Origin of the sequence: Pseudomonas sp. TH43, assembly GCF_016650635.1 — a bacterium.
Taxonomy (GTDB): Bacteria; Pseudomonadota; Gammaproteobacteria; order Pseudomonadales; family Pseudomonadaceae; genus Aquipseudomonas.
Window position 1 is genome coordinate 180494 of the sequence record NZ_JAEKFI010000004.1, and the last position, 15673, is coordinate 196166.

A 15673-nucleotide genomic window follows, 5' to 3' on the forward strand; every position below is an offset into this window, starting at 1 on the left:
TCACTGCAATGACCACGGAAAAAGTTAAGTACGGCGTCCATTCCGAAGCCGGCAAACTGCGCAAAGTCATGGTTTGCTCCCCAGGTCTGGCCCACCAGCGGCTGACCCCGAACAACTGCGATGAACTGCTGTTCGATGACGTGCTCTGGGTTGCCCAAGCCAAGCGCGACCACTTCGACTTCGTCACCAAGATGCGCGAGCGCGGCATCGATGTGCTGGAAATGCACAACCTGCTGACCGACATCGTCGCCATCCCGGAAGCGCTGGACTGGATTCTCGAGCGCAAGGTCACCGCCGACTCGGTGGGCCTGGGCCTGATCAACGAAGTGAAATCCTGGCTGAAAAGTCTGGAGCCGCGACACATCGCCGAATACCTGATTGGTGGCGTGTCCGCCGATGATCTGCCGGACAGCTTCGGTGGCAAGACCATCCAGATGTTCCGCGACTTCCTCGGCCACTCCAGCTTCATTCTGCCGCCGCTGCCGAACACCCAGTTCACCCGCGACACCACGTGCTGGATCTACGGCGGCGTGACGCTGAACCCGATGTACTGGCCGGCGCGTCGTCAGGAAACCCTGCTGACCACCGCCATCTACAAATTCCACCCGCAGTTCACCAACGCCGAATTCGAAATCTGGTACGGCGACCCGGACAAGGACCACGGCAGCTCCACCCTCGAAGGCGGCGACGTGATGCCGATCGGCAACGGCGTGGTGCTGATCGGTATGGGCGAGCGCTCATCCCGTCAGGCCATCGGCCAACTGGCGCTGAACCTGTTCAAGAACAAAGCCGTGGAAAAAGTCATCGTTGCCGGCCTGCCGAAATCCCGCGCGGCGATGCACCTGGACACCGTGTTCAGCTTCTGCGACCGCGACCTCGTGACGATTTTCCCTGAGGTGGTCAATCAGATCGTCGCGTTCACCCTGCGCCCTGACGAAAGCAAACAGGGCGGCATCGATATCCGCCGCGAAGAATCGAGCTTCCTCGACACCGTCGCCAAAGCCCTCAACCTGCCGAAGCTGCGCGTAGTGGAAACCGGCGGCAACAGCTTCGCCGCCGAACGCGAGCAATGGGACGACGGCAACAACGTGGTGGCCGTGGAACCGGGCGTGGTCATCGGCTACGACCGCAACACCTACACCAACACCCTGCTGCGCAAGGCGGGCGTGGAGGTCATCACCATCAGCGCCGGCGAACTCGGCCGTGGCCGTGGCGGCGGCCACTGCATGACCTGCCCGATCATCCGCGACCCGATCGATTACTAAACCTCTGAGCCCTGGCCGACACTTACAACGTGCGGCCAGGGGGATAACCGACACCGAAGGAGATCCATCATGGCTTTTAATATGCGCAACCGCAGCTTGCTGAGCTTGATGCACCACACCACTCGCGAGCTCAACTACCTGATCGACCTGTCCCGCGACCTCAAGCGCGCCAAGTACACCGGCACCGAGCGTCCACACCTGCAAGGCAAGAACATCGCGCTGATCTTTGAAAAAACCTCGACTCGAACCCGTTGCGCCTTCGAAGTCGCCGCCCACGACCAGGGTGCTCACGTCACCTACATTGACCCTGTGTCGTCGCAGATCGGCCACAAAGAAAGCATGAAAGACACCGCCCGCGTACTGGGCCGGATGTTTGACGCCATCGAGTACCGTGGCTTCGAACAGGAAATCGTCGAAGAACTGGCCAAGTTCGCCGGTGTGCCGGTGTTCAACGGTTTGACCGCTGAATTCCACCCGACGCAAATGATTGCCGACGTGCTGACCATGCGCGAACACAGCGACAAGCCGATGCATGACATCAGCTACGCCTACCTCGGTGACGCCCGTTACAACATGGGTAATTCGCTGCTAATGATCGGCGCCAAACTGGGCATGGACGTGCGCATTGCTGCACCGAAAGCGCTGTGGCCACACGCTGATTTCATTGCCCAGTGCAAAGAATTCGCCGAAGAAAGCGGCGCGCGCATCACCCTCACAGAAGACCCGAAAGAAGCGGTCAAAGATGTCGACTTCATCCATACCGACATCTGGGTGTCGATGGGTGAGCCAGTGGAAGCGTGGGATGAGCGCATCGAGCAACTGCTGCCGTACCAGGTCAACACCAAGATGATGAAAGCCTCCGGCAACCCACGGGTGAAATTCATGCACTGCCTGCCGGCGTTCCACAACAGTGAAACCAAGGTCGGCAAAGACATCGCCGCGCGCTATCCGCACCTGGCCAACGGCGTCGAAGTGACGGAAGAGGTCTTCGAATCCCCGGCCAACATTGCCTTCGAGCAAGCGGAAAACCGCATGCACACCATCAAGGCCATTCTGGTGTCGGCGTTGGCGGATATCTAAAAAGCTCGCCCGCTCCTCCTGACGAGACACGGTCAATGTGGGAGCTGGCTTGCCAGCGATAGCGGTGTGTCAGCCGACGAGAATGCTGACTGTTACACCGCCATCGCGGGCAAGCCCGGCTCCCACAGGATCGCGCTTGTTCCGTCAGACCTTATTGTTCTTCAGAAGGACATGCACCATGCGTATCGTCGTAGCGCTGGGCGGTAACGCCCTGCTCCGCCGTGGTGAACCGATGACCGCTGACAATCAGCGCGCCAACATCCGCATCGCCACCGAGCAAATCGCCAAGATCCATCCCGGCAACCAACTGGTCATCGCCCACGGCAATGGCCCGCAAGTCGGCCTGCTGTCGCTGCAAGCGGCGGCTTACACCTCCGTCACCCCTTACCCGCTGGACGTGCTCGGTGCCGAAACCGAAGGCATGATCGGCTACATCATCGAACAGGAACTGGGCAACCTGCTCGACTTCGAAGTGCCGTTCGCCACCCTGCTGACTCAGGTCGAAGTCGACGCCAATGACCCGGCCTTCAAGAACCCGACCAAACCGATCGGTCCGGTCTACGACAAGGCCGAAGCGGAAAAACTCGCCGCCGAAAAAGGCTGGGCCATCGCTCCCGACGGCGACAAGTTCCGCCGTGTGGTGGCCAGCCCTCGGCCGAAACGCATCTTCGAAATCCGCCCGATCAAGTGGTTGCTGGACAAGGGCAGCATCGTGATTTGCGCCGGTGGCGGCGGGATTCCGACCATGTATGACGAGAACCGTAATCTCAAAGGCATTGAGGCGGTCATCGACAAGGATCTGTGTTCCTCGCTGCTCGCCGAACAACTGGAAGCCGATCTGCTGGTGATCGCCACTGACGTCAATGCGGCGTTCATCGACTACGGCAAGCCGTCGCAGAAGGCCATCGCCGAAGCGCATCCGGATGAACTGGAACGCTTGGGTTTTGCCGCCGGGTCCATGGGGCCGAAGGTGCAGGCAGCTTGCGAATTCGCGCGCCATACTGGCAAGGTCGCGGTGATCGGTTCGCTAACGGACATCGAAGCCATCGTCCAGGGCACCGCCGGTACTCGCGTGAGTACGGCGAAGCCGGGCATCAGCTATCGATAATTAGAAACTCCGGGGGCAGGCCCAGGCCTGCCCTTCTCCCATGCCTTGAAAGGAGAAAACCATGGCTCAGTTTGAACCTGGTCATTTGCATATCGAGCGGCACGCGTTGACCGACGATGACGTCAATTACAACGTGCACCTCGACTATGAAGTGTTCACCGACCCGCAAAAAGGCAAAGGGATACAGTTCACCTTGCATGGCAATATGCAGGGCAAGGACATGAAGGAAACGTTTTTCCTGCCCAAGGAAGAGGCATACAACTTTGCCCGCGACGTGACCCGGATCGCCGAAAAATACGGAATCCCCAAGACACACAGCCAGATCGGCTCGGTTCACAAACATTACGACTTGATGTTTGAAGACATCCGCAAGCAGTTGAATATGCAATCCGGGGATCCGGTCAATCTCGAGCATTTCGAATGACCCTTTAAAAAACCCTCACCCTAGCCCTCTTCCAGAGGGAGAGGGGACTGAACGAGGTGTATGCCGGCAGACATCGACCTGGAAGTCCGAGTCGATTATGGATTCACAGCCGTATTTTCAGGTCGGCGTATCTCATGAGCATCCCACAATCGGCCCCCTCTCCCTCCGGGAGAGGGATGGGCGGGCGGCGTTTCCGATGAGGGTGTTTTTGATTTAAGGCATACTTGCCACCCTCCGCAATCCAGAACCCAAAACCGCCCCATGCGTATCCACGTCAGTTTCATCGACCGCGTCGGCATCACCCAGGAAGTCCTGGCTATCCTCGGTGGGCGCAATCTCAATCTGGATGCGGTGGAGATGATCCCGCCGAACGTCTACATCGACGCGCCGACCTTGAGCCCGCAAGTGCTCGAAGAACTGAAAGATGCGCTGTTTCGTGTGCTCGGCGTGGAAGCGGTGACGGTGGTCGACATCCTCCCCGGCCAGCGCCGGCATTTGCAGCTCGATGCCCTGCTCGCGGCGATGACCGACCCGGTGCTGGCACTCGACAGTGCCGGCAAGGTGTTGCTGGCCAATCCGGCGTTGATCGCGCTGTACGGTCGTGAACCGGCCGGTGAAAGCGTCGCTGAACTGTTCAACGACCCCGCCCTGCTCGACACCTTGCTCGAACACGGTTTCCGTCTGCCGCTGCGCGAAATCACCGTCAACGGCCAGACCCTGCTGCTCGACGCCACGCCGATCACCGACGCTGGCGCCCTGCTCACGTTGTACCAACCGAACCGCATCGGCGAACAACTCTCGGCACTGCACCATGACCACGCCGAGGGCTTCGATGCTTTGCTCGGCGAATCCCCGGCGATCCGCACCCTCAAGGCCCGCGCTCAAAGAGTCGCGGCCCTCGATGCGCCGCTATTGATTCAAGGCGAAACCGGCACCGGTAAAGAACTCGTTGCCCGCGCCTGCCACGCCATCAGCGCGCGGCACAGCGCGCCGTTTCTCGCGCTGAACTGCGCAGCGCTGCCGGAGAACCTCGCCGAGAGCGAACTGTTCGGCTACGCCCCCGGCGCCTTCACCGGCGCGGCTCGCGGTGGCAAACCGGGGCTGATGGAACTGGCCAACCAAGGCACGGTGTTTCTTGATGAGATCGGCGAGATGTCGCCGTACTTGCAGGCCAAGCTGCTGCGCTTTTTGAATGACGGCAGCTTCCGTCGGGTTGGCGGTGATCGTGAGGTAAAGGTCAACGTGCGGATCCTCAGCGCGACTCACCGTGACCTGGAAAAAATGGTCGTCGAAGGTTTGTTCCGCGAAGACCTGTTTTATCGCCTCAACGTGCTCAACGTCGAAGTGCCGCCGTTGCGTGAACGTGGTCAGGACATTCTGTTGTTGGCGCGTTATTTCATGCAGCAGGCCTGCGCGCAGATCCAGCGTCCGGTCTGCCGCCTCGCACCGGGGACTTACCCGGCGCTGCTCGGCAACCGCTGGCCAGGCAATGTGCGGCAATTGCAAAACGTGATCTTCCGCGCGGCGGCGATTTGTGAAAGCAGCCTTGTAGACATCGGCGACCTCGACATCGCCGGCACCTCGGTGGCGCGTCAGACCGACAGCGATGTCGACAGCCTCGAACAAGCGGTCGAGTCCTTCGAGAAATCACTGCTGGAAAAACTCTACGTCAGCTACCCCTCGACCCGCCAACTGGCCAGCCGCCTGCAAACCTCGCACACGGCCATCGCCCATCGACTGCGCAAGTACGGCATCCCCAACAAACCCTGAGCACACCAAAAATCCCCCCTGTGGGAAATACCCCCCTGTGGGAGCGAGCCTGCTCGCGAAAGCGGTATATCTGCAGAATCATTGGTGACTGACACACCCTCTTCGCGAGCAGGCTCGCTCCCACAGGGGTTAGAGGGTAGATTCGAAATCGCGTCAAAAACGACCTCTGTCTGTACTGAAAGCGCTACAGCGGAACGATATCGCTACACCCACCTCCGATCACCGCTGTGCAAGGCTTTGATCCCGTTCAGCTTTTTTCCTCGCTCCATGCTGTAGCGATTTCGCTACACGCGATCAAGTCAGCCATTTCGCTGAAACACATAACTCATTGATTTATAACGACAAATAAACCTTGGCCGCGATCTTGCTAATCAACCCCTCATAAATAAGGGCCTTCGCGCCCGACTATTCCACCGCGTCCACCAGACGAGTCTGGCCCCCTGAGGAGTTTCCATGAGCGAGTTGCGTTTTACTGAAGATCACGAATGGCTGCGCACCGAAGCTGACGGCAGCGTTACTGTCGGCATCACCGCTTTCGCGCAGAACGCCTTGGGCGACGTGGTATTCGTGCAACTGCCTGAGCTGCAGGCTTACGAAAAAGGCGCCGAAGCCGCCACCGTGGAATCGGTGAAAGCCGCCAGCGGCGTGTACATGCCTCTCGACGGCGACGTACTGGAAGTCAACCCGGCGCTGGAAGACGCTCCGGAACTGGTCAACGAAGATCCGCTGGGCCAAGGCTGGTTCTTCCGCTTCCAGCCAAGCGATGCCGCCGCTGTCGGCAAATTGCTCGATCAGGACGCGTACGACCGTCTGATCAAAGCCCAAGCCGAAGCCTGAGGAACGCCGACATGACTCAAGTAAACCTTGGCACCGCCAACGAATTCATCGCCCGTCATATCGGCCCGCGCGCCGGTGACGAGCAAGCCATGCTCAACAGCCTCGGCTTCGATTCGCTCGAAGCGCTGAGCGCCAGCGTCATCCCGGAAAGCATCAAGGGCACCAGCGTGCTTGGCATGGACGACGGTCTCAGCGAAGCCGACGCCTTGGCGATGATCAAATCCATCGCCGGCAAGAATCAGCTGTTCAAGACCTACATCGGCCAGGGCTACTACAACTGCCATACGCCTTCGCCGATCCTGCGCAACCTGCTGGAAAACCCGGCCTGGTACACCGCTTACACCCCATACCAGCCTGAAATTTCACAGGGCCGTCTCGAAGCGCTGTTGAACTTCCAGACGATGATCAGCGACCTCACCGGCCTGCCGATTGCCAACGCCTCCCTGCTCGACGAAGCCACCGCCGCTGCCGAAGCCATGACCTTCTGCAAACGCCTGAGCAAGAACAAGGGCAGCCACCAGTTCTTCGCCTCGATCCACAGTCACCCGCAAACCCTCGACGTGCTGCGCACCCGTGCCGAGCCGCTGGGTATTGAAGTTGTAGTGGGCGATGAGCGTGAACTGACTGAGGTGACGCCGTTCTTCGGCGCGCTGCTGCAATACCCGGCCGCCAACGGTGACGTGTTCGACTACCGCGAACTGACCGAACGCTTCCACGCTGCCAATGCGCTGGTGGCCGTGGCCGCTGACTTGCTGGCCCTGACGCTGCTGACCGCGCCAGGCGAGTTCGGCGCTGACGTTGCCATCGGTTCGGCACAACGCTTCGGCGTGCCGCTGGGTTTCGGTGGCCCGCACGCCGCTTACTTCTCCACCAAAGATGCGTTCAAGCGCGACATGCCGGGCCGTCTGGTCGGTGTTTCGGTTGACCGTTTCGGCAAGCCGGCGCTGCGCCTGGCCATGCAAACCCGCGAGCAACACATCCGTCGCGAGAAGGCCACGTCGAACATCTGCACCGCGCAAGTGCTGCTGGCCAACATCGCCAGCATGTACGCCGTCTACCACGGCCCGAAAGGCCTGACGCAGATCGCCAACCGCGTGCATCACCTGACCGCGATTCTGGCCAAGGGCCTGACCGCTCTGGGCCAGACCGTCGAGCAGGCGAGCTTCTTCGACACCCTGACCCTGGCCACCGGCGCACAAACCGCCGCGCTGCACGACAGGGCGCACGTTGCGCAGATCAACCTGCGCGTGATCGACGCTGAGCGTCTGGGCCTGTCGGTTGACGAGACCACCACACAGTCGGACATCGAAACCCTGTGGGGCCTGTTCGCCGACGGCAAGACCCTGCCGGACTTCGCTGCGCTGGCCGCTTCGGTGCAAAGCACCATTCCGGCGTCGCTGGTGCGCCAGTCGCCAATCCTCAGCCACCCGGTGTTCAACCGTTATCACTCGGAAACCGAGCTGATGCGCTACCTGCGCAAACTGGCCGACAAGGACCTGGCGCTGGATCGCACCATGATCCCGCTGGGCTCGTGCACCATGAAACTCAACGCCGCCAGCGAAATGATCCCGGTGACCTGGGCTGAATTCGGCGCCCTGCACCCGTTCGCCCCCGCCGCGCAAAGCGCCGGTTATCAGCAACTGACCGATGAACTGGAAGCGATGCTCTGCGCCGCCACCGGTTACGACGCGATCTCGCTGCAACCGAACGCCGGTTCGCAAGGCGAATACGCTGGCCTGCTGGCGATCCGCGCCTATCACCAGAGCCGTGGCGATGAGCGTCGCGACATCTGCCTGATCCCGTCGTCCGCTCACGGCACCAACCCGGCCACCGCCAACATGGCGGGCATGCGCGTTGTCGTGACCGCGTGCGATGCGCGTGGCAACGTCGACATTGAAGACCTGCGCGCCAAAGCCATCGAGCACCGCGAACACCTCGCCGCCCTGATGATCACTTACCCGTCCACCCACGGCGTGTTCGAAGAAGGCATCCGCGAAATCTGCGGGATCATTCATGACAACGGCGGCCAGGTGTACATCGACGGCGCCAACATGAACGCGATGGTCGGCCTCTGCGCGCCGGGCAAGTTCGGCGGCGATGTCTCGCACCTGAACCTGCACAAAACCTTCTGCATCCCGCACGGCGGTGGCGGCCCGGGCGTTGGCCCGATTGGCGTCAAGTCGCATCTCACTCCGTTCCTGCCCGGCCACGGCCAGATGGAGCGCAAGGAAGGCGCGGTCTGCGCGGCACCGTTCGGCAGTGCGAGCATTTTGCCGATCACCTGGATGTACATTCGGATGATGGGTGGCGCGGGTCTGAAGCGTGCTTCGCAACTGGCGATCCTCAATGCCAACTACATTTCCCGCCGCCTCGAAGAGCACTATCCAGTGCTGTACACCGGCAGCAACGGTCTGGTCGCGCACGAGTGCATCCTTGACCTGCGTCCACTGAAAGACAGCAGCGGCATCAGCGTCGATGACGTCGCCAAGCGCCTGATCGACTTCGGTTTCCACGCCCCGACCATGTCGTTCCCGGTGGCCGGCACGCTGATGATCGAGCCGACTGAAAGTGAGTCCAAGGAAGAACTGGATCGCTTCTGCGACGCCATGATCCGCATCCGCGAAGAAATCCGCGCGGTGGAAAACGGCACGCTGGACAAGGACGACAACCCGCTGAAAAACGCGCCGCATACCGCAGCGGAACTGGTTGGCGAGTGGACTCACCCGTACAGCCGCGAGCAAGCGGTGTACCCGGTCGCGTCGCTGATCGAAGGCAAGTACTGGCCACCGGTCGGTCGCGTCGACAACGTGTTCGGCGACCGCAACCTGGTCTGCGCCTGCCCGTCGATCGAAAGCTACGCTTAACCCGATGCGGGATCAGTTATCGCTGATCCCGCACACACCGCATCCCTGTAGGAGCTGAGCTTGCTCGCGAAAGCGGTGTATCAGATAGCTGACAAGTTGACTGACACACCGCTTTCGCGAGCAAGCTCAGCTCCTACAAGGGAATGCGGGCAGCCGCAAAGATCCGCCAATTCCTATAACAAGAAACCGGAGAACCACTCATGTCGTTAAGCGTGTTCGACCTGTTCAAGATTGGTATCGGCCCCTCCAGCTCCCACACCGTCGGCCCGATGCGTGCTGCTGCGCGCTTTGCTGAAGGCCTGCGACGTGAAAATCTGCTGACCACCACCGCCAGCGTGCGCGTCGAGTTATATGGTTCCCTCGGCGCTACCGGCAAAGGCCACGGCAGCGACAAAGCCGTGCTGCTCGGCCTCGAAGGCGAACACCCGGATACCGTCGACACCGAAACCGTCGCCGCCCGCCTGCAACAAATTCGCGGCGATGGCCGACTGAACCTGCTCGCTGAACACAGCATTGCGTTCAACGAGAAAGAACATCTGGCGATGATCCGAAAGCCGCTGGCCTATCACCCCAACGGCATGATCTTTCGCGCCTTCGACGCCGCTGGCATTCAAATCCGCAGCCGCGAGTATTACTCGGTCGGCGGTGGTTTTGTCGTCGATGAAGACGCCGCGGGTGCCGACCGTATCGTCGAAGACGCCACGCCGCTGACCTTCCCGTTCAAAAGCGCAAAAGACTTGCTCAGCCATTGCGCCACTTATGGTCTGTCGATCAGCCAAGTGATGCTGACCAACGAAAGCGCCTGGCGCCCGGAAGCGGAAACCCGTGCCGGTCTGCTGAAGATCTGGCAGGTCATGCAGGACTGCGTCGCCGCCGGTTGCCGTAACGAAGGCATCTTGCCGGGTGGCCTGAAGGTTAAACGCCGTGCGGCGGCGCTGCATCGACAACTGTGCAAGAACCCGGAGTCGGCACTGCGCGATCCACTGTCAGTGCTCGATTGGGTCAACCTCTACGCGCTGGCCGTCAACGAAGAAAACGCCAATGGCGGGCGAGTGGTCACGGCGCCGACCAACGGCGCGGCGGGGATCATTCCAGCAGTGCTGCATTACTACATGCGTTTTATCCCCGGTTCGAACGATGACGGCGTTGTACGTTTTCTGCTGACCGCTGCGGCCATCGGCATTCTGTACAAGGAAAACGCCTCGATCTCCGGTGCCGAAGTCGGTTGCCAGGGTGAAGTCGGCGTGGCCTGTTCGATGGCGGCCGGAGCGTTGTGCGAAGTGCTCGGCGGCAGCGTGCAGCAAGTCGAAAACGCTGCGGAAATCGGCATGGAGCACAACCTCGGCCTGACCTGCGACCCGATTGGCGGGCTGGTGCAGGTGCCGTGCATCGAGCGCAACGCAATGGGTTCGGTGAAGGCAATCAACGCGGTGCGCATGGCGATGCGCGGCGACGGCCAGCATTTCGTCTCGCTCGACAAGGTCATCCGCACGATGCGCCAGACCGGCGCCGACATGAAAAGCAAATACAAAGAGACCGCCCGCGGCGGTCTGGCGGTCAACATTATCGAGTGCTGAGCCTTATTTAACTCCGCCTCCCTCAGGGAGACGATCGTACTTAGCCCCCTCTCCCTCCGGAAGAGAAACGTAACTAACTCCCTCTCCCTCCGGGAGAGGGTTGGCGTGAATCAAGGAGTTCCGCATGTCCACCGAACAACTGTCGAAAACCCCGCTGCACGCTCTGCACATCGAACTCGGCGCTCGCATGGTGCCGTTCGCCGGCTACGACATGCCGGTGCAATACCCGCTCGGCGTGATGAAAGAACACCAGCACACCCGCGAACAGGCCGGTCTGTTCGATGTTTCGCACATGGGCCAGATCCGCCTGACTGGCGCCAATGCCGCCAAAGCCCTGGAAACTCTGGTGCCGGTGGACATCATCGACCTGCCAGTGGGCATGCAGCGATACGCGATGTTCACCAATGAAACCGGCGGCATTCTCGATGACCTGATGGTCGCCAACCTCGGCAACGACGAACTGTTCCTCGTGGTCAACGCTGCATGCAAGGATCAGGACCTGGCCCACCTGCAACAACACATCGGCGATCAGTGCACCATTACGGCGCTGTTCGAAGAACGCGCGCTGCTCGCGCTACAAGGTCCGGCGGCGGTCAGCGTGCTCGCACGTCTTGCTCCTGAAGTGGCGAAGATGACTTTCATGCAATTCGCCCGCGTGAATCTGCTGGGCATCGATTGCTTCGTCAGCCGTTCGGGTTACACCGGTGAAGACGGTTTCGAAATTTCGGTGCCGGCTGACGCTGCGGAAAAACTCGCCCGAGCCCTGCTCGCCGAGCCAGAAGTTCAGGCCATTGGCCTTGGTGCTCGCGATTCGCTGCGCCTTGAAGCCGGTCTGTGCCTGTACGGCCACGACATGAACACCGAGACCACGCCAATCGAGGCCAGCCTGTTGTGGGCGATCTCCAAGCCGCGTCGCGCTGATGGCCCACGGGCCGGTGGTTTCCCGGGGGCAGAAGTTGTGTTCGCCCAGCAACAGAACGGTGTTGCGCGCAAACGCGTCGGCCTGCTGCCACAAGAACGTACGCCAGTGCGTGAAGGCGCAGAAATCGTCAACGAAGCAGGCGAGATCATCGGCACCGTCTGCAGCGGTGGTTTCGGTCCGACCTTGGGCGGTCCCTTGGCAATGGGTTACCTCGATAGTGCTTATGTCACACTTGATACGCCAGTTTGGGCAATCGTTCGTGGGAAAAAGGTGCAAATGCTTGTAAGCAAAATGCCATTTGTTCCACAACGCTACTACCGGGGTTGATTGACTGTTTCTATACGTAACGCGGTTGCGTTATGCGTGCACTAATGTGTAACGCAATCGCCACAAAAAAGTGCATTTTCTATCAACTGATTCGAATATGAACTTTGCTTATAACGATCGAAAACAATTGAACAAGCTCATCGTCTAAGCCTGCACTAGCGAACCGACTAAACACCACCAAGGGCAGCAAAACCGGGGCCTTAACGGGGCTTGTTTTTTCTCCCGTAGTTGGCGTAGAGTTTGTCCACTGTGTTTGCATGGGTCAGCTTGGAATCGTGACCTGGGCAGTAGCCTACAAGTTAGCTACATCCCGTTCGACGTCTTCTTACTCTCCTGCAACCAGCCCCAGTACTCTTTCATGAGAAGGAGACTGTCATTAATTTTTTGCGTCAAAGGAAATAAGAAATGTCCACACGTCAGAGCGGTACCGTCAAGTGGTTTAACGACGAGAAAGGTTTTGGTTTTATCACTCCAGAAAGCGGTCCGGATCTGTTCGTGCATTTCCGCGCCATTCAGGGCAACGGCTTCAAAAGCCTGAAAGAAGGCCAGAAAGTGACCTTCGTTGCTGTGCAAGGCCAGAAAGGCATGCAGGCTGATGAAGTTCAAGCAGAAGGCTGATCTTCTGTAACGAAAAAGCCCCTGATATTGATATCAGGGGCTTTTTTGTGCGCGCGAATCCGTAAAATGGCGCTTCATTTTGCGTCCAGAGGCTGCCATGTCGAAAAACCTGCTCACCCCGCAAGGCGACTTTCCCACCGTCGGCCTTGGGCGTCGTCTGGCAGCAATGTTCTATGACTTCCTGTTGTGCACCGCCCTGCTGATCGTGACCGGCTTCATCTACAAGCTCATCCAGGCAGCAATCATTGGCGAAGAGCGACTGCGGGTGATGACCGATGCCGGCAAACTTGATGGCGATCCGCTGTACTCGACGGTATTGCTATTGGTGCTGTTCGCCTTCTTCGCCAAGTTCTGGACCCATGGCGGGCAGACGCTGGGCATGCAGGTGTGGGGCATTCGCGTGCAGAACGCCGATGGCAGCGCAATCAGCCTGTGGCAGGCGCTGCTGCGCTTTATGGTGTCGATTGCATCGTGGCTGTGTGCAGGGCTTGGATTCTTCTGGTCGCTGTATGACAAGCAGAAGCGCACGTGGCACGACATCTATTCCGATACCCGCGTCGTACGAATCCCGAAGAAAATCAAGTAACGTCCAGACACCGAATACCAATGTGGGAGCGAGCCTGCTCGCGAAGGCGTCGTATCAGTCAATTTCAATGGTGACTGGTACACCGCTTTCGCGAGCAGGCTCGCTCCCACAGGGATTGTGTCTGCGTCTAGATCTCAGGCGTTACCGGCCAGCTTCATCCGCGCCGCTTGTGTAAAGTCCAGCATGCGCTTCAAAGGCCGAATCGCCTGCGGAATCAACGCCGGATCCACAAAGATCTCGTTCGTCCCTTCCTTCAAGCTCCTCAGTGTGCGCTCAAGGGTGTTCATGGCCATCCACGGGCAATGTGCGCAACTACGGCACGCTGCGCCGTTACCGGCGGTTGGCGCCTCAATGAAGACCTTGTCCGGGCACAGCTGCTGCATCTTGTAGAAGATGCCACGGTCAGTGGCGACGATCAGGGTCTTGTTCGGCAGCGATTGCGCGGCAGCGATCAACTGGCTGGTGGAGCCGACGGCGTCCGCCAACTCGATCACCGAGGTCGGCGACTCCGGGTGCACCAGAATGGCGGCGTCCGGGTACAGCGCCTTCATGTCTTCGAGCTGCTTGGACTTGAACTCTTCGTGGACGATGCAGGCACCGTCCCAGAGCAGCATGTCGGCGCCGGTCTTGCGCTGAATGTAGGTGCCCAGGTGCTTGTCCGGTCCCCAGATGATCGTCTCGCCGTTGTCCATCAGGCTTTCGACGATCTCCAGCGCGCAGCTTGATGTCACCACCCAGTCAGCCCGCGCCTTCACGGCAGCGGAAGTGTTGGCGTAGACCACCACTGTGCGCTCCGGGTGCTGATCGCAGAACGCTGAAAACTCGTCCACCGGGCAACCCAGGTCCAGCGAGCAGGTCGCGTCGAGGGTCGGCATCAGTACACGTTTTTCAGGATTGAGAATCTTCGCGGTTTCGCCCATGAACTTCACGCCGGCAACCACCACGGTCTTCGCCGGGTGAGCGTTGCCGAAGCGCGCCATTTCGAGGGAGTCGGACACGCAGCCGCCGGTTTCTTCGGCCAGCGCCTGAATCACCGGATCGCAATAAAAGTGGGCCACCAGCACCGCGTCCTGAGCCTTGAGCTCGGCGGCGATGGCAGAACGGTAATAAGCCTCTTCCTCGGCAGTCAGCGGTTTGGGCTGTTTGGCATCGAGGTGGGCTTGAACCAGAAGGCGTTCGGAAATCTGCGTCATGTTCGCAAGACCTGCAGGCGCTTTCGCGCGAAAGTCGAGTATACACCCGGCTCCGGACCACTTGAGGGTACCGCCGGGAGAGTGAGTTTTATCAGGCACGGACAGCGTTGAAGCTGCGCAAGGCTACAGAATATCCCGTTGATACAAAAGATGATTCTGACCTGTGTCAGCGCAGGCAACGATGACAGAAGAGGTGCCTGAATTGCAGGCAAAAAAAAACCCGGAAATCCTCACTTTCGTGGGCCTTCCGGATTTTCTAAACCGCCAAAAATGGTGGGTCGTGTGGGATTCGAACCTACGACCAATTGGTTAAAAGCCAACTGCTCTACCAACTGAGCTAACGACCCGCTGTGTGGTGGCGCGTATAATACTGATTTTTAAGGACTATTCAACACCTTTTTGAAAATAATCAAAAATAAGCTGTTGGATCGCTCACACCCGCCGCCGCAAAGCCTTCTGCGCGCAGGCGGCAGCTGTCGCATTTACCGCAGGCACGGCCGTCATCGTCGGCCTGATAGCAGGAAACGGTGAGCCCGTAATCAACGCCAAGCTTCACGCCGGCCTGAACGATTTGCGCCTTGCTCAGGTTCTGCAACGGCGCCTGAATGCGAAAGCCATTGCCTTCAACGCCGGCCTTGGTCGCCAGGTTGGCCATGCGCTCGAACGATTCGATGAACTCGGGACGGCAATCCGGGTAGCCGGAATAGTCCACGGCGTTCACACCAATAAAGATGTCGCGAGCGCCGAGCACTTCAGCCCAGCCCAACGCCAGGGACAAGAACACTGTGTTGCGCGCTGGCACGTAAGTGACCGGGATGCCTTCGCCCAGCTCTTCCGGGATGTCGATGCTGCTGTCAGTCAGCGCCGAGCCGCCCATGCCGTTCAGGTTGAGGCCAATGACTTTGTGCTCGACCACGCCCAGATCGCGAGCGACGCGCGCAGCAGCGTGCAGCTCAGCGTGCGAGCGCTGACCGTAATCAAAGCTCATGGTGTAGCAGCTATAGCCCTCGGCGCGAGCCATGGCCACAACAGTGGCCGAATCGAGGCCGCCGGACAGCAGGATGACTGCACGTTTTTCAGTGGTGTTCAGTTGTTCAGTCAT

13 protein-coding genes and 1 tRNA gene are annotated in these 15673 nt (G+C 59.7%); 11 read left to right on the forward strand and 3 right to left on the reverse strand.

Annotated features, from left to right (window positions below):
• Nucleotides 1-8: 8 nt before the first annotated feature.
• From arcA to JFT81_RS17160, 11 genes are all read left to right on the forward strand, one after another.
• Entirely contained in the window at nt 9-1265 is a 1257-nt protein-coding gene (gene arcA, locus JFT81_RS17110; RefSeq protein WP_201228244.1) for an arginine deiminase, read from the forward strand.
• Nucleotides 1266-1334: 69 nt separating this feature from the next.
• Complete coding sequence (locus tag JFT81_RS17115; protein ID WP_201228245.1) at nt 1335-2345, forward strand: ornithine carbamoyltransferase; 1011 nt, start codon at nt 1335-1337, stop codon at nt 2343-2345.
• Nucleotides 2346-2523: 178 nt separating this feature from the next.
• Nucleotides 2524-3453: a carbamate kinase gene (arcC, locus tag JFT81_RS17120; protein WP_201228246.1), complete on the forward strand. Its 930-nt coding sequence runs from the start codon at nt 2524-2526 to the stop codon at nt 3451-3453.
• Between the two features lie 61 nt (nt 3454-3514).
• A complete protein-coding gene (locus JFT81_RS17125; RefSeq protein ID WP_047599537.1) occupies nt 3515-3877 on the forward strand; it encodes a DUF5064 family protein in 363 nt (120 codons plus the stop codon).
• A 261-nt stretch (nt 3878-4138) separates the two neighbouring features.
• Nucleotides 4139-5647: a sigma-54-dependent transcriptional regulator gene (locus JFT81_RS17130; RefSeq protein ID WP_201228247.1), complete on the forward strand. Its 1509-nt coding sequence runs from the start codon at nt 4139-4141 to the stop codon at nt 5645-5647.
• 453 nt (nt 5648-6100) lie between these two features.
• Nucleotides 6101-6484 carry a glycine cleavage system protein GcvH gene (gene gcvH / locus JFT81_RS17135; protein ID WP_034153410.1) on the forward strand — a complete coding sequence of 128 codons (384 nt, stop codon included), beginning with the start codon at nt 6101-6103 and terminating at the stop codon, nt 6482-6484.
• 11 nt (nt 6485-6495) lie between these two features.
• Entirely contained in the window at nt 6496-9348 is a 2853-nt protein-coding gene (gene gcvP / locus JFT81_RS17140) for an aminomethyl-transferring glycine dehydrogenase (RefSeq protein ID WP_201228248.1), read from the forward strand.
• 200 nt (nt 9349-9548) lie between these two features.
• Nucleotides 9549-10925: an L-serine ammonia-lyase gene (locus JFT81_RS17145; RefSeq protein WP_201228249.1), complete on the forward strand. Its 1377-nt coding sequence runs from the start codon at nt 9549-9551 to the stop codon at nt 10923-10925.
• Between the two features lie 124 nt (nt 10926-11049).
• Nucleotides 11050-12174, forward strand: a complete 1125-nt coding sequence (gcvT, locus tag JFT81_RS17150) for a glycine cleavage system aminomethyltransferase GcvT (protein ID WP_201228250.1) — start codon at nt 11050-11052, stop codon at nt 12172-12174.
• Between the two features lie 405 nt (nt 12175-12579).
• Nucleotides 12580-12792, forward strand: a complete 213-nt coding sequence (locus JFT81_RS17155; protein ID WP_003237709.1) for a cold-shock protein — start codon at nt 12580-12582, stop codon at nt 12790-12792.
• 97 nt (nt 12793-12889) lie between these two features.
• Entirely contained in the window at nt 12890-13378 is a 489-nt protein-coding gene (locus JFT81_RS17160; RefSeq protein WP_201228251.1) for an RDD family protein, read from the forward strand.
• Nucleotides 13379-13512: 134 nt separating this feature from the next.
• Here the strand turns inward: JFT81_RS17160 and nadA are convergent, their stop codons facing one another.
• From nadA to queC, 3 genes are all read right to left on the reverse strand, one after another.
• Nucleotides 13513-14571, reverse strand: coding sequence for a quinolinate synthase NadA (gene nadA, locus JFT81_RS17165; protein WP_201228252.1), 1059 nt, complete (start codon nt 14569-14571; stop codon nt 13513-13515).
• A gap of 271 nt (nt 14572-14842) precedes the next feature.
• Nucleotides 14843-14918, reverse strand: a tRNA-Lys gene (locus JFT81_RS17170).
• Between the two features lie 62 nt (nt 14919-14980).
• Nucleotides 14981-15673 carry a 7-cyano-7-deazaguanine synthase QueC gene (gene queC, locus JFT81_RS17175; RefSeq protein ID WP_201228253.1) on the reverse strand — a complete coding sequence of 231 codons (693 nt, stop codon included), beginning with the start codon at nt 15671-15673 and terminating at the stop codon, nt 14981-14983.